This window comes from Clostridium grantii DSM 8605, assembly GCF_900129965.1.
Classification (GTDB): domain Bacteria; phylum Bacillota; class Clostridia; order Clostridiales; family Clostridiaceae; genus Clostridium_AF; species Clostridium_AF grantii.
Map to the genome: position 1 here is coordinate 215,828 of NZ_FQXM01000005.1, position 18,006 is coordinate 233,833.

At 29.2% G+C, this 18,006-nt stretch carries 19 protein-coding genes and 1 pseudogene; 15 read left to right on the plus strand and 5 right to left on the minus strand.

Going from position 1 to position 18,006, the window contains the following annotated elements:
* Positions 1 to 118: 118 nt before the first annotated feature.
* The 7 genes from BUB83_RS05975 (at position 119) to BUB83_RS06005 (ending at position 6,504) form a co-directional block, all read left to right on the plus strand.
* Positions 119 to 1,504, plus strand: a complete 1,386-nt coding sequence (locus BUB83_RS05975; protein WP_073337535.1) for a rhodanese-like domain-containing protein — start codon at positions 119 to 121, stop codon at positions 1,502 to 1,504.
* A 12-nt stretch (positions 1,505 to 1,516) separates the two neighbouring features.
* Positions 1,517 to 1,948, plus strand: a complete 432-nt coding sequence (locus BUB83_RS05980; protein WP_073337536.1) for a hypothetical protein — start codon at positions 1,517 to 1,519, stop codon at positions 1,946 to 1,948.
* An 82-nt stretch (positions 1,949 to 2,030) separates the two neighbouring features.
* Positions 2,031 to 2,417 carry a 4Fe-4S dicluster domain-containing protein gene (locus BUB83_RS05985; RefSeq protein WP_073337537.1) on the plus strand — a complete coding sequence of 129 codons (387 nt, stop codon included), beginning with the start codon at positions 2,031 to 2,033 and terminating at the stop codon, positions 2,415 to 2,417.
* Positions 2,417 to 3,214: a heterodisulfide reductase-related iron-sulfur binding cluster gene (locus BUB83_RS05990; RefSeq protein WP_073337538.1), complete on the plus strand. Its 798-nt coding sequence runs from the start codon at positions 2,417 to 2,419 to the stop codon at positions 3,212 to 3,214. Before BUB83_RS05985 ends, BUB83_RS05990 begins: the two co-directional genes overlap by 1 nt.
* A gap of 373 nt (positions 3,215 to 3,587) precedes the next feature.
* A complete protein-coding gene (locus BUB83_RS05995) occupies positions 3,588 to 4,622 on the plus strand; it encodes a GGDEF domain-containing response regulator (RefSeq protein WP_073337539.1) in 1,035 nt (344 codons plus the stop codon).
* Complete coding sequence (locus BUB83_RS06000) at positions 4,615 to 6,087, plus strand: sensor histidine kinase (RefSeq protein ID WP_073337540.1); 1,473 nt, start codon at positions 4,615 to 4,617, stop codon at positions 6,085 to 6,087. The genes BUB83_RS05995 and BUB83_RS06000 overlap by 8 nt, the downstream gene beginning before the upstream one ends.
* Before the next feature lie 3 nt (positions 6,088 to 6,090).
* A complete protein-coding gene (locus BUB83_RS06005; protein ID WP_073337541.1) occupies positions 6,091 to 6,504 on the plus strand; it encodes a response regulator in 414 nt (137 codons plus the stop codon).
* A gap of 426 nt (positions 6,505 to 6,930) precedes the next feature.
* On the opposite strand, the gene BUB83_RS06010 is transcribed toward BUB83_RS06005, so the two are convergent.
* Together BUB83_RS06010 and BUB83_RS06015 are read right to left on the minus strand one after the other, a co-directional pair.
* Positions 6,931 to 7,986, minus strand: a complete 1,056-nt coding sequence (locus BUB83_RS06010) for a bifunctional glycosyltransferase family 2/GtrA family protein (RefSeq protein ID WP_073337542.1) — start codon at positions 7,984 to 7,986, stop codon at positions 6,931 to 6,933.
* A gap of 51 nt (positions 7,987 to 8,037) precedes the next feature.
* Complete coding sequence (locus BUB83_RS06015; protein ID WP_242950634.1) at positions 8,038 to 8,877, minus strand: phosphodiester glycosidase family protein; 840 nt, start codon at positions 8,875 to 8,877, stop codon at positions 8,038 to 8,040.
* A 314-nt stretch (positions 8,878 to 9,191) separates the two neighbouring features.
* On the opposite strand from BUB83_RS06015, the gene BUB83_RS06020 reads away from it, so the two are divergent.
* The 6 genes and pseudogenes from BUB83_RS06020 (at position 9,192) to BUB83_RS22415 (ending at position 14,198) form a co-directional block, all read left to right on the plus strand.
* Entirely contained in the window at positions 9,192 to 10,832 is a 1,641-nt protein-coding gene (locus BUB83_RS06020; RefSeq protein WP_084133423.1) for a methyl-accepting chemotaxis protein, read from the plus strand.
* A 144-nt stretch (positions 10,833 to 10,976) separates the two neighbouring features.
* Positions 10,977 to 12,191: an NAD(P)/FAD-dependent oxidoreductase gene (locus BUB83_RS06025; RefSeq protein ID WP_073337595.1), complete on the plus strand. Its 1,215-nt coding sequence runs from the start codon at positions 10,977 to 10,979 to the stop codon at positions 12,189 to 12,191.
* A gap of 21 nt (positions 12,192 to 12,212) precedes the next feature.
* A complete protein-coding gene (gene splB / locus BUB83_RS06030) occupies positions 12,213 to 13,235 on the plus strand; it encodes a spore photoproduct lyase (protein WP_073337544.1) in 1,023 nt (340 codons plus the stop codon).
* A 95-nt stretch (positions 13,236 to 13,330) separates the two neighbouring features.
* Positions 13,331 to 13,405, plus strand: a pseudogene (locus tag BUB83_RS22920) (zinc ribbon domain-containing protein); the annotation flags it as partial.
* Positions 13,406 to 13,527: 122 nt separating this feature from the next.
* Positions 13,528 to 13,938 carry a hypothetical protein gene (locus tag BUB83_RS06035; RefSeq protein ID WP_073337545.1) on the plus strand — a complete coding sequence of 137 codons (411 nt, stop codon included), beginning with the start codon at positions 13,528 to 13,530 and terminating at the stop codon, positions 13,936 to 13,938.
* Positions 13,939 to 14,054: 116 nt separating this feature from the next.
* Positions 14,055 to 14,198, plus strand: coding sequence for a nitroreductase family protein (locus BUB83_RS22415; protein WP_242950635.1), 144 nt, complete (start codon positions 14,055 to 14,057; stop codon positions 14,196 to 14,198).
* A gap of 269 nt (positions 14,199 to 14,467) precedes the next feature.
* On the opposite strand, the gene BUB83_RS06045 is transcribed toward BUB83_RS22415, so the two are convergent.
* The gene (locus tag BUB83_RS06045; RefSeq protein ID WP_073337546.1) at positions 14,468 to 15,148 is read right to left on the minus strand and encodes a Crp/Fnr family transcriptional regulator; all 681 of its coding nucleotides are present in this window, start codon (positions 15,146 to 15,148) and stop codon (positions 14,468 to 14,470) included.
* Positions 15,149 to 15,246: 98 nt separating this feature from the next.
* Here BUB83_RS06045 and BUB83_RS06050 point away from each other — a divergent pair, with 98 nt between their 5' ends.
* Both BUB83_RS06050 and BUB83_RS06055 read left to right on the plus strand, forming a co-directional pair.
* Positions 15,247 to 15,666 (plus strand): DMT family transporter, encoded by a 420-nt coding sequence (locus BUB83_RS06050; protein WP_073337547.1) that lies wholly within the window; start codon positions 15,247 to 15,249, stop codon positions 15,664 to 15,666.
* A gap of 11 nt (positions 15,667 to 15,677) precedes the next feature.
* On the plus strand, positions 15,678 to 16,130 hold the full coding sequence (locus BUB83_RS06055) for a DMT family transporter (protein ID WP_073337548.1): 453 nt from the start codon (positions 15,678 to 15,680) through the stop codon (positions 16,128 to 16,130).
* Between the two features lie 51 nt (positions 16,131 to 16,181).
* Here BUB83_RS06055 and BUB83_RS06060 read toward each other — a convergent pair whose 3' ends face one another.
* On the minus strand, positions 16,182 to 16,781 hold the full coding sequence (locus BUB83_RS06060) for a hypothetical protein (protein WP_073337549.1): 600 nt from the start codon (positions 16,779 to 16,781) through the stop codon (positions 16,182 to 16,184).
* Between the two features lie 205 nt (positions 16,782 to 16,986).
* Positions 16,987 to 17,823 carry a hypothetical protein gene (locus BUB83_RS06065; protein ID WP_073337550.1) on the minus strand — a complete coding sequence of 279 codons (837 nt, stop codon included), beginning with the start codon at positions 17,821 to 17,823 and terminating at the stop codon, positions 16,987 to 16,989.
* Positions 17,824 to 18,006: the final 183 nt, after the last annotated feature.

Below are 18,006 nucleotides of genomic sequence, written 5' to 3' on the forward strand. Positions count from 1 at the left end.
TCTTATTTATAATAAACTGGGCAATAGGTATATAGATATTATTTCTATATACCTATAAACCTAATTTTTATAAATATTTTTTGTTGTGAAGATGAAAAAAAGAAGGAGCTAAGTTATTATGAAAAAAACATTTATAGTTATATTATCTTTAATTATGGCTATCTTTACTTTTGTAGGATGTTCAAGTGTAAATAATAAAGATGTAGCAAATAAAGAAGAAATTATCAATAACACTGAGGAAGTATACACTAAAGTGGATACTGAAAAAGTTCAAGAAGCTTTGAAAGACAATTCGTGGGTAATAGTAGATACACGATTAAATGATGCTTTTAATGGATGGAAATTAGATGGAGTTAAAAGAGGTGGAAGAATCCCTGGTGCTGTGGATTTTTCAGCTAATTGGTTAAAGGTTGAAAATGAGGACAAAGAAGCTATTTTAGATGAAGCTTTAGAAACAAAAGGAATAACAAAAGACAAAAATGTAGTATTATACGATGCAAATAAAAAAGATGCAGAAGAAGTTGCTAATTATTTAAAAGAAAAAGGATATAGCAATTTATACATATATGATGTTAATGAATGGGCAAATGATGAAAGTTTAGAAATGGTTAAATATGAAAACTATCAATCAATTGTACCAGCTTCAATTGTAAAAGATATTCTTGATGGAAATAAACCAGAAAGTTTTGAAAATGCTAAGAATATAAAAATAGTTGAAGCAAGTTGGGGAGAAGAAAAAACTTCTTATGCCAATGGACATATACCAACTTCCTTTCATATTGATACAGATTCAGTAGAACCACCTCCAGCATGGATGTTAGCTGATGATGCAACTTTAACTAAGTTTGCAATTGATAATGGTTTTACAAAAGAAGATACAGTAATAGTTACAGGAGAAGAACAAATGGCAGCTTATAGAGTGGCTACAGTTCTTAAATATATTGGTGTTCAGGATGTAAGAGTTTTAAATGGTGGTACAACAGCTTGGACTATGGCTGGCTATGATTTAGAAACTGAAAGTAACAAACCTGTAGCAGTTGAAGATTTTGGCGCAGTTATACCAGTAAATCCAAATGTAATAGATACAATAGAAGAATTAAAAGTAAACCTTCAATCTCCAGATAAAAATACATTTGTGGATAATCGTACTTGGAAGGAGTTTATAGGTGAGGAAAGTGGATACACTTATTATGATAAAAAAGGTAGAATACCAGGAGCTGTATTTGGTCGTGCAGGTATAACAGATTCTTTATCACTAGATTACTATAGAAATATTGATCAAACTATGAGAAATGCCAGTGAATTTATAGGATTTTGGGAAGAGCAAGGAATAGATACAAATAAACATTTAGCATTTATGTGTGGAAGTGGTTGGAGAGCGGCAGAAATATACACTTATGCTGAAGTAGTAGGGCTTAAAGATATAGCTCTTTACAGTGATGGATGGATTGGTTGGAGCACAGATGAAAGCAACCCAACAGAAACAGGAGAGCCAACTAAGTAGGTGAGAATTAACTTGGATAGTAAAATAATTAAGAAGAGTAAAATAATTAATAGTTTAATTTATGGACTTGAATTAATTATAGTTGTAACGATTTTGGTATTAGAGTATTTATCTAGTTTCAAAGCGGGTGTAATGCGACACTTATATTCAAAAAAAATAGAATACTTGGCTAAGATATACACAGAAAAAGGAATGATGATTCATACAATTATTATAGTCTTTTTATTTGTAACATTAGCTTTTGTTTTCAAAAACAGTTTGAGCAAAAAAAGAAAATTAAATTTCATTAGATTTCTTTTATATGTTATTATATTAATTAGTGGATTTTATCTTCCTTATATGAAAGACTTAAATACTTATGTTTATATATTAATATTTTTAGAAATCTTCATTGGGATTGAAGCAATGAAATTATTGTTGGAAAAAATAAAACCCCAATTATAGTAGTTTAACTACTATAATTGAGGGTTATTTTTGTTGAATTCAAAGATTTTCGGAGAAAATTATTATTCAAAGAGGTGATAGCATGAATAAAGTAGAATTTAGCTTATCCGTTATAAATTACGCAAATATAATCGTAGAAAAATGCAATGGAAGTGAGTGTAGGCTTTGTATGAAAGAGTGTGTTATGATGAATGATTTTGGAAATTGCCCCAAAGATTTTATGAAAAAATTAGCCAATAATTCTGAGATGGACCCATTATTAGCTTATTCTTGTAATCAATGTGGTTTATGTAAGGTAGTTTGTCCAAATAATCTTCCCATGGAAAAAGTGTTTATGGATTCGCGGAAAGATTTTGTAAAAGCAAATAAAGGTCAATCACCTATAAAAAATCATAAACCTGTTAAAATCCATCAGTGGCTTAGCTTCTCTAAGTTCTTTACTACAAAAACAAAGAGTGGAAAAAAGTAATGGACATTCAAATAAATAAAAATAAAACATATGGTTTTATGCCAGGATGCAGCTTGGCCTCATATAGTCCAGAAAATGTAGAAAAAACTATTGCATATTTAAATAGCATTTTTCCTAAATTCTCAGCTTTTCAAAAATGCTGTGGTAAACCTACAAAATATTTGGGGCAAGAAAAGTTATTTAAAGAAAGATTCCAAAGTTTAGAAAGTGATATAAAGAATTTAAATATTGAAGAAATGATAGTTGCATGCCAAAATTGTAAAGTTACTTTTAACGAAGAAAATTCAGTTACTACACATTCTTTGTGGCAGATGTTACCCTTAATTGGATTGCCAGAAGAAATGATAGGTAAAGGTAAAAAGAGTGATATTGTATTTACAATTCATGATTCTTGTGTTACAAGAAAAGAATCAGAAATTCAAGAGGGAATAAGATGGATAATGGACGAACTGGGTTATAAATATGTGGAATCTAAATATTCTAGAGAAAGAACACTTTGTTGTGGGAGTGGAGGAATGGTTTTAGCAGGAAATCCAGAAATGGGTAAAAGGATTATAAAGCGAAGAGTGGAAACCTTAGAGAATAATAATGTGGTAGTTTACTGCGCAGAATGTGGTTCATCAATAATAAAAGGTGGAGCAAAAGCTTGGCATGTTCTAGATTTATTATGGGGTCCTGTAGTGAATAGTAAAGATATGTGTCCTAAAAATATCTTACACTCACCAGTAAGAGCTTGGACTAATAGATATATATCCAAAAGGAAAATTGAAAAGAAAGCATATATAACTAAAAAGTAAGAACTTTTAGGCTTAATTTCAATATCATTTTTAATATCAGCATCAACTTGATCATCACCCATAACTACATCAATGGCAATATTTTTTCCGTCACCATCAGTTAATTTAAAACAAGTTTTATTGTTTTCGTAAACTTTCATATTAACAACATAAATAATCCTAATTTGATAATTTTTTTCATTATAGTTCTCTTTTTTAGTTGATTTTTGTAATAGTTGTATACAATTATACTAATTATACCACTTATATATAAACCACTTCTACACAAAAAACCTAATATATAGTACTATTTATAATAGTAATAAAATTATAGGTGTGATAAAATAAATATGTAGAAATAAGGAGTATTATGTATTAATAGCAGAGGTGACTTATGGATAAAGAAGTGTTATTAGTAATTGATGATAATGAAAATGATTATTTAATAATAAAAAGATTTTTAGGTGATAAGTATAGGATTAAATATGATAATGGACAAGCAAATCCTGAAGTAATAATGAATACGATTAAAGAGGTTGCCCCTGTATGTATTTTGTTAGATTATAACCTAGGAGGACTTCAAGGTATTGAAATGCTTAAAATATTACAGTCAGATGAAGAGTATAAAAATATTTCGGTTATTATGTTAACAAATGAAATAGACCCTAATATTATTGTGGATTGTATTAAAAATAATGCTGAAAATTATCTCATTAAAGATGACTTAGGTAAAAATGACCTTCGTTTAGCGGTAAAGCGAGCTATAACTGAATCAAAACTAAATAATAAAATTGAGGAACAACATAAGGAAATCATTAGGCTTTCAAGGATTGATGATTTGACAGGTTTATACAATCGAAGGTGGTTTATCGAAAAAGTAGAAGAAGAAATTAAACGATTAAACAGAAGTCATAATACAATATCCATAACAATCATTGATTTGGATTATTTTAAACTGGTTAATGATAATTATGGACATTTGATTGGTGATGAAGTACTGAAAATCGCAGGAAAAATTATCGCTGAGTCTGTAAGAAGTACAGATATAGTCTGTAGATACGGTGGAGATGAGTTTACCCTATGCCTTGTGGAAGCCTTGGATGAAAACATGTCAAATATTATAAATAATCAAATTTTGATATTAAAGAAAATTTCTCAAAAGATTGAAAAAGAAATCAACGAATATTTAAAAACAGCAAAGTATTTGAAATTAAGTGATGTAAGTTCCCAACGCCAATATTTTAGAGTAACGGCATCCGTGGGAACAACCTTTCTAAGTGGGAAATTAGTGGAATTTTATGATTTGTTTAGAATAGCTGATCAATGTCTTTATTTAGTTAAGGAATCTGGCCGAAATAACATTGCATATAGTGATTACAATATCCAGAAGCCTATATTAATTAATAGAAAGGATTGCTTAAATGACTAAATATTTAAACCGTAAAGCTATAATTCTACTTGTAATGAATATAATCCTATTTGCAGGCATATGTTGTATTGAAATAGTTACCAATGATCCTTTACTAATTAATGAACACATACATATTGTTGTTGAGGTTATAGGAGCTGTTATTATCATTTTAGTTGCTTTTATGATTACAATATACAAGCATGATTGGGAATACAATATGAGTGGCTTTATTATTGGATTTTTATTAATGGGGTTGTTTGATTTATTCCATAGTTTTTCACCATTAGGAGATAGATTTGTATTTTTGCATAGTATTGCAGGGATTTTTGGGGGAATTGGGATTGTATCAACCATCATAATGAAAAAATTAAATTTTACAAAAATGATTAAATTAAAAAGTTTAATCATTACATCGATTATGGCTTTAATTGTAGGAACTTTAGTATTTTATTTTGATCAACTAATACCTAGAATGGTTGAGAACAATGAGTTTACAAATCTTGCAGTAGCAATCAATGTTGCAGCAGGAATTTTCTTTTTATTGAGTTCCCTGTTTTTTTATATACAATTAACAAATAATGATAGCGAAGTTAATTTATTATTTTTCTCATCCTCCTTATTAATGGGCATTAGCAATATTACTTTTCAAATGTCTGAAGTGTGGTGCGTTACATGGTGGACATGGCATGTAACAAGGCTCATAGCATATATTATTATGTTAGGCTTTATTCTAATTCTTATTGAAGATAACCGTAAAAAGCTAGAACAAAAAAATAATGAAATACTTGAAATCAATAAGAAACTTAATGAATATACCTATATTATTAGCCACGATTTAAAAGAGCCTATAAGAAGCATTAGAACTTTTTCTGAATTTATTCTGGAAGATTATGAAGAACAATTTGATGAAACAGGAAAAGATTATTTTAATAGAATTATTTTAGCATCAAATAAAATGGCAAATATGATTGATGATTTATTAATATTATCAAGAATCGGAAAAAAAGAGATAGAATTCAAAAACGTAGCATTGAATGATATTTTAAAAGAAATTGAGTTTGAGATGAATGCATTTTTTAGAACAAACAATGTAACATTACATTATGCAGATTTGCCCACAATTAACTGTCAACCCATGTGGATGAAAATGGTGTTTTCAAATCTAATTAGTAATTCAATTAAGTACCATGATGAATCTAAGGAATCAGTTGAAATTAGCGTAACAATAAACAATGATCCAAAGGATAAAAACAAGTATTTAATTGATGTATCAGATAATGGAATAGGAATTGATGAAACTCAACATGAAAAAGTTTTTGGACTTTTTAGAAGAGCCTACAGCAAGAAAGACAAAGAAGGAAGTGGTGCAGGCTTAGCTATTGTAAAATCCATTATTCAGGAACATGGTGGAGATGTATGGATTGAAGATAGCACTGTTGGGGTTGGCACAAAAATTTGTTTTACCATTAAAAAAGGAGTATAAAAGATGAATGATTTAATACTGATTATTGAAGATAATGATGATGATGTTCTTGTTATTGAACGTGGATTCAAAAAAGGCAAGATAGCAAATCCTTTAAAAAGGTTTGTTAATGGTAAAGAAGCACTGGATTTTATGGAAAGTATACAGAATAAATCCATAGAATTAATTCTACTAGACTTAAACATGGAAGTGATGAATGGCTTTGATTTTTTGAAAATTAGAAAAGAATCAGAAAAACTATCAAAAATTCCAGTAGTTATCTTAACATCATCACATCGTGATGAAGATATTGAGTTAGCTTATAGCTTAGGAGCTAATGCTTATGTGGAAAAGCCAATAGATCCTAAAGAATTTATAAAAATAATTATGACTATTGAAGAGTTTTGGATAGTTCTTGCTAAGAAGCCATTGCTTTAAATCTGTATGAATTTCTTCTTTAAATGGATTAAGTTTAAACTTGTGGATTTTGTGGAAATGGTAAATAAATACTGCCACATTAGATCCTAAAGCTAAAATACTAATTAACCATAAAAATGAAGAAAGATATATTTATCTAGTTCTAAAAGAAACAATAAATAATGCTATGAAAAATAAAGAATTAGTTTTTGAGGTAAATCCTCAAGAGCTTACTACTACAATCTTACGAATGTCTAGAGGGGTAATTTTTGATTGGTGTTTAAATGAAGGAAACTATCCTTTAAAAAACAAAATACTTATGGATTTAAATTTATTACTGTCCAATTTTATAGTAGTTTAACTGAAATCCATATAACAAATAAAGTCAAAAGGTAAGCTATAATTATACAAATAGCTTACCTTTTGGCTTTTATAATTTAAAACACTTTAGTTTATATGAGAAATTTTGGTATAACAATCATCATTATTATTAGTAAAAACGAATTTTCTTTGTGCCCAAAAGCTAAATGAAAAAATTGAAACTTCAGCCATAAGTTTAGACATAAATAAATTTACTCCCAGTGTTTCATTAAAAATATGAATAATGCCGTAATTTGCAAGCATTATAAAAAAGGCAAGAATAAAATATCTAGGTAAAGATTTTTTTATGGAAGAATTTTTAAACTTTGAAAACACATAAAGATTATTCATAGTATAATTAAATATTCCACTACAAACTCTAGCACCAACAACTGCAAGAAATAAATTTGAAGTAAGTAATTGTAGCAGTATTACCAAAGTAAAGTCTAAAACAGCTGAAAGTATAGAAGAAAGACTAAACTTAATAATAGGATAATAAACCTGAGCAGAATCTTGAATTGTTCTGAAATGTGAAGATTTATTCTCTTCCAAATAAACTGTATCTATATCAATTTCTTTAAAATCATAGCCAGCAAAATTTGCTTCTAATAATTGATTCATTTCATATTCAAATCTATGGCCAGGAATATGGCAAAGCCAATTAAGCATTGAATAATTAAATCCTCTTAGGCCCGTTTGAGTATCGTAAATTTTTACACCACTAGCAAAAGTAAAAACATTTCTTGTGATGCTGTTTCCAAAACGACTACGGAAAGGCACATTACCCTTAAATTTTCTACTACCTAGTATAATTTTATTGGAATTTTCATCAATAGCCTCTGCAACTTTAATTATATCTTCCGGCAAATGTTGTCCATCACAATCTGCAGTAACAATTCCCTGGTTATTACCTAAACTTTTTATAAATTCAAAACCAAGTTTTAAAGCAGAGCCCTTACCTTTATTCACTTCCCCAGTAATGACTAAACAGCCCATTTCCCGGGCAATATCAAACACAATTTTATAATCATTGCCACTTCCATCATCCACAATTAATATATCATAATCACATTTATCCTTAAGATTCTTTATAAGATTAATCATTTTATTAGTCGGCTCATAAGCTGGAATTAATACTATCATAATAATAACAAATCCTTTCAAATTATATTTTTTTATATTTCAAAATCAACACTAATTTTCACCAATATAAATAATATCGCTGACTCCTCTTTCATCACCTTTACCAAGAGGATCATTAACTACTTCTCCCATAAAATACATAGTTGAAGAACCACCACCATCTAAATTATAAGCTTCCACACATCCAAGTTCTTCAAAAACATTTGCAAACTCAGTTAAAGTCATTCCTTTACTGTAACCAGTACTTCTACCATCTACTACTACAAAAACAAAGTGATTAGGCTCAATCATTCCAAAACCAGTTCTGGGATTTGAATTTTCAATAGTACGATTTCCTACATTGGTATCAATAGCAGTATCTTCAAAATCTTCTGTAACTACCCCATTAGAAATAAGTATAGGACCAAAAGAGTAGGTATCCATAACTCCGCTGTCAAGTAATTCCTCTGCGCTTATTTCAGTTTCGTCATAGGTAAGCATATTTCCATCACTGTAAAAAGCAGCACCGGTTCGAGTTGGATTATCTCTATAAAGAACACCATTACGTATCACAACACCATCATCTCTAAATCCGTAATAATCACCGTTGATGGCAAAGATTGCATTATGATTTTCAGCTATTACTGAAGTATCTTCCGTTATATTGCTACCAAAAGAATCTTTGGCAAGAGCAGAATTTAAATAAGAAGCATCACTAAGCACAACATCCGCCACATAATAAGTTATTTTGTTACTACCAGAACCAGTTTCAACGGTTTCGATATTTATTTCTATATTATCGCTTTTATAACTAGAGGCATCGTATTCTATATCATTTGACCAGGTCACAATATCCTCAACAGGAGTACTAACAGTAACATTCTCTACTTTTGCTTCAACCTTTTCAATCAAATAACGATCAGCCAAACCATAAAGTATAGCAGCAATTATTAAAATTATTGGTAAAATTATTATTATAGGTTTTTTATTTAATTTTCTTTTAGTTTTAATTTAAATCAGCTCCTTAAAAGTGTTATTCACTAGTATATTTACATTATAAAAGAGAAAGCTTAAATTAACCTTAAATAATTAAGAAATGGTAATATATAAAAGAATTGAATTATTGTATAAAATAAAATATAATTAAAGAAAAGGAATATTTTAATCTAAGCTTAAAAAGGATTTAAATTAATTTTATAAACTATGGGGATAGAGGTGTGTATAATATGAAAACGTTAACTTACCTTAAAAGAAAATTTAAAAAGAAAGAATCTAGACGTGGTGGTATTTTAAAAAAGACAAATTTTATAACAGGATTTAAAAACATCAAACTAGCAAAACAACTTATAAGCTGTTTTGCATTAATAGGAATATTAACTTCATTTGTTGGAATAATTGCTTTAAAAAATATGAATAATACTAATGAAAGCTCAATAGAAATTTACGAAAAAAGACTTTTGCCAATTACATATGTGACAGGAGTTCAAAAAAATATGCTGCTTATTAGAGCTAAACATTTATACATGCTCTCAGAAAAAGATACAGCTAAAATAAGCGAAGCAGTAGACGAAATTGAAGAATTAAAAGTAGGATATCAAGAATTAATTACAAAATACAAAGAAACAGACTTAACAAAAGCAGAAGAAAATTATTTAATTGAATTGCAATCTAGTTTAACATCATATAATCAGTTTGCTATGATGTACGAGATGAAATTAAAGGAAAATAAATATGAAGAAGCCATGAGTTATGTAGTTAGCTTTAATGAAGCATGGGATAAAGTTAGCGAAAATATAGAACATTTAATTCAGATAAACAAAGAAGAAGCAGCTCTTTTACTAGACAATAACCAAACTTATTTTGAGGCATCCTATTTTAGAATGATACTTACTATTTTAGTAGTATTATCAGCTGCAATTGTTTTGGGCATGTGGGTTGCAGGTTTAATTAGTAAACCAATAAATAAGTTGTTAAGTGCATCTACACAGATAGCAGAGGGAAATTTGGATATAGAAATTGATATTCAAAACAAAAGTGAAATTGGAGTTTTAAGTACAGCATTTAACAAAATGACTTATAATATAAATCATGCATTATACAATATTAATGAATCAGCAGAACAAGTTGCAAGTGGAGCAAATCAGGTTGCAAATTCTAGTATGTTATTATCACAAGGAGCAACGGAACAAGCAAGCGCTATTGAACAGTTATCATCAACTGTTGAAGAAATTTCAAAGCAAACCAAATATAATGCAACAAATGCAAATTTAGCTAAGAATATTACGGAAAAAGCCAAAGTTAATGCAGAAGAAAGTAAAAAGCAAATGAATGAAATGCTTAATGCAATGTCTGAAATTAATGAATCCTCCATGAATATATCAAAAGTCATAAAAGTTATAGAAGAAATTGCTTTTCAAACTAATATATTAGCACTGAATGCCGCAATTGAAGCAGCCAGAGCAGGCCAATATGGCAAAGGTTTTTCAGTAGTAGCTGAAGAGGTTAGAAATTTAGCATTGCGCTCATCAAATGCTGCAAAAGAAACAACAGATATGATAGAAGGGTCTGTTAAAAAAGTTGAAGTAGGTAGTAAAATTGCAAATCTAACATCAAACGAACTTAATAATATAGTGCAAGATGTTTCTAAAGCAGCTAAATTAGTTGGAGATATAGCTCTAGCGTCAAATGAACAAGCTATAGGGGCAGACCAAGTTAATCGAAGTATCAATCAAATAACTAAGGTGGTTCAAACTACTTCATCTACCTCAGAAGAAACAGCATCTGCAAGTGAAGAACTTTCAGGACAAGCTGCTATATTAAAAGAACAAGTAGGAAATTTTAAATTGAAAAATAACAAATCAGAATAAATTCAGAGGAAAAATAAAATATCTATTTGTATCTGTTTTTGTGCTGTAATAAAATAAACTGAAAATATTAAATCACAAAGTAAAGAAGATAAATATAATCATAAGATTTAGGAAATTATATTTATAAGGAAGTAGGTGATTTATATAGATATTCAATATGTACAAGGAGAAAGTATATTTACGAGAGTTAATAGGGAAATTAAGCAATCTGAATATTTAAAAGAGGACATTGAAACAGAGGTGATAATAGTAGGTGGTGGAGTAACGGGGGCAACTTTAGCATATTATTTTACAAAAAACAATATCAATGCTGTTATTCTAGAAAAATCAAGAATTGCCCATGGAAGTACTAGTATAACAACTTCCCTTCTTCAATATGAACTGGATAGTAATGTTGGAGAATTAAAGACACATACATCTGAGGATAACATTATAAAATCCTATGAACTAGGACTAAAAGCTTTAAATGAAATTAAAGAGTTTATAAAAGAATACGGCAATAGATGTGATTTTCAAATAGCAGATAGTTTTTTATATACTGCAAAAGATATAGAAAAAAAACAAATTGAAGAAGAATATAAGTTTAGAAGAAAAGCAGGATTTCCGGTAGAATTTATTGATGAAAACAAGAATCCATTTTCTTTTAATATAAAAGCTGGTTTGCTAAGTATAGAAGGAGGGGCTAAATTAGATCCTTATAAATTTACTCATGATTTATTAAATGAAAGTTGCAAAAAAGGATTAAAAGTTTATGAAAATAGTGAAGTTATAAGGGTAGATTATAGTGAAAAGGGAGTTACCGTAGAAACTGTATATGGACATAAAGTAAAAGGAAAAATTATTATAGTTGCCACTGGATACAATACTGAACTTTTTACAAAAAGGAACTTTGGAATTAAAACTACTACTTTTAATATAGCAACTAAACCAATAAATAATATAAAAGAAATTTATAAGAGCGTGGTAGTGAGAGATAATGAAGACCCCTATAATTATTTAAGAACAACCAGTGATAACAGAATAATAATTGGTGGGGAAGATATTAATTTTATCCCAGAAATATTTAATGAAGAATTGTGTAATAAAAGCTATGATAAGTTAGAGCAAAGGCTAAAAAATATGTTCCCCCATTTAAATATTGATGTGGAATACAGATACTGTGGGGCTTTCGCCTCAACTCAAGATAACTTAGGATTTCTAGGGAAAGACCCAAAAAATTCAAAACTATGGTATGGACTAGGTTATGGAGCTAATGGTATTTTATATGCTGTGCTAGGTGGAATGATGTTGAGTAAATTATATCTGGGAGAAGAAGTAAAGGATTTGAAACTTTTTGATGTAGGAAGATTTGACTCGTAATAATATTAAAGGAGAGAAAAAATGTTTTTACCAAACAGAATAATATTTCAAAAAGATACACAAAACTACCCAATAGCTAAGGAAATTCTAGCCACCTTCAAAGATAATCCCAAAGTTGAAATTATAAATTTAACGTCTAATCAAGTAAAAAAACATATTCCAGGAGATGATTTATCTGCTCAATATAAAGAAGGAAAGAAAACTTTAGTGGTGGGAATTAAGACTGGTTTAAAATTTCAATCCTGTAAACCTTCAGCTCATTATCAACTTCCTTTGGTATCAGGCTGTATGGGCCAATGTGAATATTGTTATTTAAACACCAATATGGGAGATAAATCTTATGTAAAAGTTTTTGCCAATATAGATGATATTTTAATGCAAGCAGAGAAGTATATAAATGAGAGATTGCCAGAGATAACAATATTCGAAGGAGCGGCAACCTCAGACCCAATACCTGTAGAACCTTATACTCATTCTTTAGAAAAAGCTATAACTTATTTCGGGGATAATGAAAATGCTAGATTTAGATTTGTAACAAAATATAATGATGTGGATTCGTTGATTAACATAAAACATAATGGACATACTGAAATCAGATTTAGTCTTAATACCTCCACTATAATAAATGAATATGAGAATTTTACAGCTTCGGTTGATAAAAGAATAGAAGCAAGCATAAAAATGGCAAAAGCAGGTTATCCCATAGGATTTCTAATTGCACCCGTATTTATTTATCCTAACTGGAAACAAGAATATCATGATTTATTAGTACAATTAAGTAGAAAACTTCCAAAAGATTTAAAGTATCCAGTAACTTTTGAGATTATATCACACCGTTACACCACAGCAGCCAAAAATATAATATCTCAGGTATTTCCCGAAAGCAAGCTACCTATGATTGATGAAGACCGTAAGTATAAATATGGGCAATTTGGATATGGAAAATATGTTTATCCTAAAGAAAATTTAGAAGAAATGAAAGAGTTTTTTATAAAAGAAATAGAAGAATTATTTGAAAATAAAGAAGTGAAGTACATTATATAGCTTTGAAAAAAGGGGGTGCTCAAAATTGTGCACCCCTCCCTTTGTATTGGAAAATAGTAGTTTAACGCATAGTAAGTGGAATTGTAAATATCATATGGAATGAATTTAGAAGGATGCTAGAGTATAAAGCAAAATGGTATGGTAGAGAAATAATAATAGCATCATCAAATTGAATTAAAATAACTGGAATAGTAGCAGATGCAATAATGGATAAATTATTTCTTGTTTGTATACCACTGAAGAAAAATAGTGGTATAATAAATAAAAATATATTTTCAAAGGGGAAATGATTATGAAAACAGCAAATTTAATAGGAATTTTAGGTTGGGTAACAATTATAAGTTTTACTATAGCAATTTTGAATTTTGTTATGAAGTATATCAATAAAAAATATATTAATAAATTAGGAAAAGACAAAAAGCAAATAGTGGACATGTATAGAAAAATAATGAAGATAGTTGTTAAAAATCATAAGCTAGCAGGAACTATAGCTGTAGTATCTGTACTAGCTCATTTTATAATAGCGTTTTCAGCAAATCGAATTAAAATAACAGGAATAATAGCAGCCGCAATAATGGCTAGTATATTTGCATTGGGGATTTATGGCGCATATATTAATAAAACTCGTAAAGGAATTTGGCTTAAAATCCATCGTTTATTAGCTTTTGCATTAGTAGTAGCTATTTTGGTTCATATTATATAAAAAATTACACTGCTCAATTTTGAGCAGTGTAATTTTATAAAAAGCTATATAACATAAACGGTCAAACAAATGATATAATTAATATAAAATACACAATATGTAAGGAGACCGTAGCTATGAATGAGGTTTTAGAACAATTAAAAAGCAGAAAATCAGTGAGAGTATTTGAAGATAAATTAATCGATAAAGAAGTAAAAAAAGAAATAGTACAAGCAGCCTTTGAAGCTCCAACTGCAGGAGCTATGATGCTTTTGATCTAGAAGGCTGTAATCCAAGAAAACCAGGAGAAGGGGATATTTTACTAGCTTGTGCTGATGCAATAATAGCAGCCCCGGTACCTCAATTTATTACATAATAGGTTTAACCATAATATTGACAATAATATAAAAAACTCAGAATATAGTATAATATTTTTGTTATAATATTGCTATAATTGTAATTTTATTGGGAGACTACAAGGGGCGGGCATGGAAACCCGCCCCTACAAATAAATCCTAACTGCAACTATCTTTTAAAGTTATCATCCCTATTACTTATAAAGCTCCCCCGCCAGTTCCACCAGCGCCCCCACATCAAGAATTTCAATTCTTTTTTTACTACTTCTAATAATTTTCTTCTCATTTAACCCTTTCAAAGTCCTAGATAAATGTCTATAACTGGTTCCTAGAAGGTCAGCTATATCTGAAAAAGAGGAAGTTAAGTTAAATATTTTTTCACCAGCTGCAATATGGGATAAATAACTTGCCAGCCTATTTTCCAAAGGATACAAAATATTAATAGAGCTAATATTAGAAAGATTGTTTAATTTATCGCTTAAATTTAAACAAAGATATCTAAGAAAAATAGCATCGGTAATACAATATTTATTAATAATATCCGTTGGAATCCCAATACAAAAGGTATCCTTTAAAGCTTCTACATTTGTTTGATAGTGGCTTTTTTCTAGTATCTCTAAATCTCCGAAATTGCTAAAAGGCTCATAAAATTTCAAAAGAAAAGATTTACCATTTTCCAGTAGCACGTACACCTTTGCATTTCCTTCTACCAAAAAATAAAAGTTCAATATTTTTTCTCCATAACTACAAATATAATCACTCTTCTCAAAGTGATAAAGTGCAGCTTCTTTTAAAGCCACAGCGGGAAGTATTTTATTAATTTCAAATTTATTAATATAAGTATTTAATATTTTAATATCTTTAATTATTTTCATAATATAGTCCTTTTAACAAGTAGGACAAATGTCCTAATGATATTTTTAAAATTATGATACCTTATTAATGACGGAAAGTAAAGTAAGGAGGATAAAAAATGTTTAAAGGACTAGCAATTTTAGATGGAATGTTAATTTCATTAATGGTGGTTGCCAACGGATTACTGGCAATTTCTTTAGGTGACTATGCTTCGTTAATAGTTATTCACACAGTTGGATTGATAGCTATTACTTCAATTATATTAATAAAAAAGAAAAAAATAAGTTTGTTTAATGTACCATTCATATTATTTATGGGAGGGGCTATTGGAATATTCACTTTGTTTTCCAATAATGTTTGTATAGGTGAATTAGGAGTAACTTTAACTTTGGGCCTAGGGCTTTTGGGTCAAATAATTATTTCCTTTGTTATTGATCACTTTGGATTATTTGGAGTAAAAAAATATAAATTTATGCCTAAAAAAACTTTTGGTATTTTATTAATGTGTGTTGGAATTTTTGCAATGATAAAATTATAGGAGGACAAAAAATGATTTATATATTATTAGCTTTAGTAACTGGTGGTTCTGTTATAATATCAATAACTTTAAATGCTAAATTAGCTGAAAAAATTGGCTTAACAGGGGGAACTCTTATAAATTATTTAGTAGGATTGATAGGATCAATAATACTATATACCATTATAAATAAAGGATTTGACTTGAGATTATCACAGATTACAAATATTCCTTTAATATATTTAACAGGAGGATTACTAGGAGTTGGGATTGTTATGATGAATAACGCCATTCTTCCTAAAATACCAGTAGTTTATACAACAGTTTTAATATTTTCAGGACAACTTATCGTAGGAATTCTAATGGATTATTTTTACTTTCACCAATTACCCACAGGCAAAATCATTGGCGGAGTATTTATTCTTCTAGGAATTTTATATAATATGAAAGTGGACAAGGCTGCTACTTTACAAACAGTGAAATAATTAAGCAAAAAGAATAACTCATGTGGCAGCCACATGAGTTATTTACATTCTTTACTTTATTGCTGATAATCTTTCAGTTAAACTAGCTAATCTTGAATTCATACGAGCTAAGATAGAATCAAAAGCGGTTTGAGCTCCAGTAGCATCTTTGGCTTCAACAGCTGTTTCTAAATCATCCCATGGATGAGATACATCTTCATCAGCAGTTTTCATATCCGCACCTCTTCCACCTATTTTATCGCCTAAAGTTTCTTTCATTTCTTCTCTAGTAATTTCTCCACTTTCAACTTTGGTTTTTAAAGCATCCATTTCTTCATGTAAAGCATCACGAGTTGTTGTTAATTCAGTTTGTAAAGCCTCATATTCAGCAGTAGCACCTGGAATAAGTTCTTCAGCACTAGCAATAATAGTAGATTGTTCTTCTTGTCTTGCAGCTCTTTCAGTTTCTCTTGCTTCTCTATTTTCTACTCCAACTTTTCCTTTTCTTCCTTCACCAGTACCTCTTCCCTCACCATTATGTTCAGCTGTAATTTGGGTTTTAGTTGCTCCGGTATCAACATTAGTATCTGTAGTAGCCGCAAATGCAGTAGTAGCACCAATTAAACTTAAAGCGATAGTTCCAGGGATTATAAAATTTCTAAATTTATTCATTATTAAACACTCCTTTTAATTTTTTTAGCTTATGCATATTTTTAAAATTAATGCATTTATTTTTGTAGGTGTTTATCCTATGAATAAATAATATAACAAAAATATCAAGGAATTATGAAGAAGATTTGGAAGGTTGAATATAAACAAAAGAAGTTGACAATTGGCAACTTCTTTTAATCTTCTAATTATTTAATTGTGAACTGTTTTAAGTTGTTAAATTTACTCTTCCTCTTTTAAAACTAACATCTGCTTTACCAGATCTAACTTGTCCTATGTACCAGAATGCATAAGGAACTATTAATATAAAGTTCACTATACCCCAATATTTCATAAATGATGCATTATGCCATGAACTTGCATCCATAAGTGTTGGGAATAAAGTAGGAATACAAGAACGAATTATAAGGTGAGAAGCTAAGGTATATACTCTAGCCATTACATATAATTCAGGTTTCTTTTTAATTATTGGATAAATTTCTGCTGCTAAAATGATACAAAGTGAAGAAGCAAAAAATACTGGAGTTTCTGCATAAACAAAACAAGCATTCCAAGTAGTGTATAAGAAATTCCAAGCAAGGGTAGTGAAAACAATCAAATCCCCAGGTTTTTCAGTAGAATATCTCCAGAATTTCTTAGGAAATGGAATAGTTACACAAAGTAATAAACCACAGCCAGCATTAAAATAATTTCCCATAGTAAAATCTTTAATAGTTGCTTCCATGATATTTAAGAATAAAACACCATAAACTATCCATAGAACCCAACCTTTTTGCAAAGATTCCCAAAACTTACCTTTTCTTTTCTCATAGTTAGCAATTCTACAATAGCCTACGAATATTGTAGGAATGATAACACTTATTATTTTAGACCATCTAAACCAACCAACCACGCCACCCATTAACCAAAGTGGAAAAGTAAATAAGCTAGCAATCCAAAACCATTTTGCAAACACATAATGTTTTCGCATGTATTCTACAATAAATAATAGTAAAATAAAATAAATGCTCATAGAAAGTACATACTGCCATACAGGAATATCCATAACATTCCCCTCCAAAATTATTATTTTTTTAAAACAAAAAAACATGCAACATAACGATTGTTCGGTTAATATAATTGTAACAAACTTGGCAAACTTAGTCAATGAAATCCTTAACATAAATTGAAAAAATAATTAATGAAATATATAAACTTTTGTTCTGTATTTTTGTGCTATAATAAAAAG

Coding starts and splice junctions, on each gene's coding strand:
- BUB83_RS05975 (WP_073337535.1), top strand. CDS start 119: ATGAAAAAAACATTTATAGTTATATTATCTTTAATTATGGCTATCTTT.
- BUB83_RS05985 (WP_073337537.1), top strand. CDS start 2,031: ATGAATAAAGTAGAATTTAGCTTATCCGTTATAAATTACGCAAATATA.
- BUB83_RS05990 (WP_073337538.1), top strand. CDS start 2,417: ATGGACATTCAAATAAATAAAAATAAAACATATGGTTTTATGCCAGGA.
- BUB83_RS05995 (WP_073337539.1), top strand. CDS start 3,588: ATGGATAAAGAAGTGTTATTAGTAATTGATGATAATGAAAATGATTAT.
- BUB83_RS06000 (WP_073337540.1), top strand. CDS start 4,615: ATGACTAAATATTTAAACCGTAAAGCTATAATTCTACTTGTAATGAAT.
- BUB83_RS06005 (WP_073337541.1), top strand. CDS start 6,091: ATGAATGATTTAATACTGATTATTGAAGATAATGATGATGATGTTCTT.
- BUB83_RS06010 (WP_073337542.1), bottom strand. CDS start 7,986: ATGATAGTATTAATTCCAGCTTATGAGCCGACTAATAAAATGATTAAT.
- BUB83_RS06020 (WP_084133423.1), top strand. CDS start 9,192: ATGAAAACGTTAACTTACCTTAAAAGAAAATTTAAAAAGAAAGAATCT.
- splB (WP_073337544.1), top strand. CDS start 12,213: ATGTTTTTACCAAACAGAATAATATTTCAAAAAGATACACAAAACTAC.
- BUB83_RS06035 (WP_073337545.1), top strand. CDS start 13,528: ATGAAAACAGCAAATTTAATAGGAATTTTAGGTTGGGTAACAATTATA.
- BUB83_RS22415 (WP_242950635.1), top strand. CDS start 14,055: ATGAATGAGGTTTTAGAACAATTAAAAAGCAGAAAATCAGTGAGAGTA.
- BUB83_RS06045 (WP_073337546.1), bottom strand. CDS start 15,148: ATGAAAATAATTAAAGATATTAAAATATTAAATACTTATATTAATAAA.
- BUB83_RS06050 (WP_073337547.1), top strand. CDS start 15,247: ATGTTTAAAGGACTAGCAATTTTAGATGGAATGTTAATTTCATTAATG.
- BUB83_RS06055 (WP_073337548.1), top strand. CDS start 15,678: ATGATTTATATATTATTAGCTTTAGTAACTGGTGGTTCTGTTATAATA.
- BUB83_RS06060 (WP_073337549.1), bottom strand. CDS start 16,781: ATGAATAAATTTAGAAATTTTATAATCCCTGGAACTATCGCTTTAAGT.
- BUB83_RS06065 (WP_073337550.1), bottom strand. CDS start 17,823: ATGGATATTCCTGTATGGCAGTATGTACTTTCTATGAGCATTTATTTT.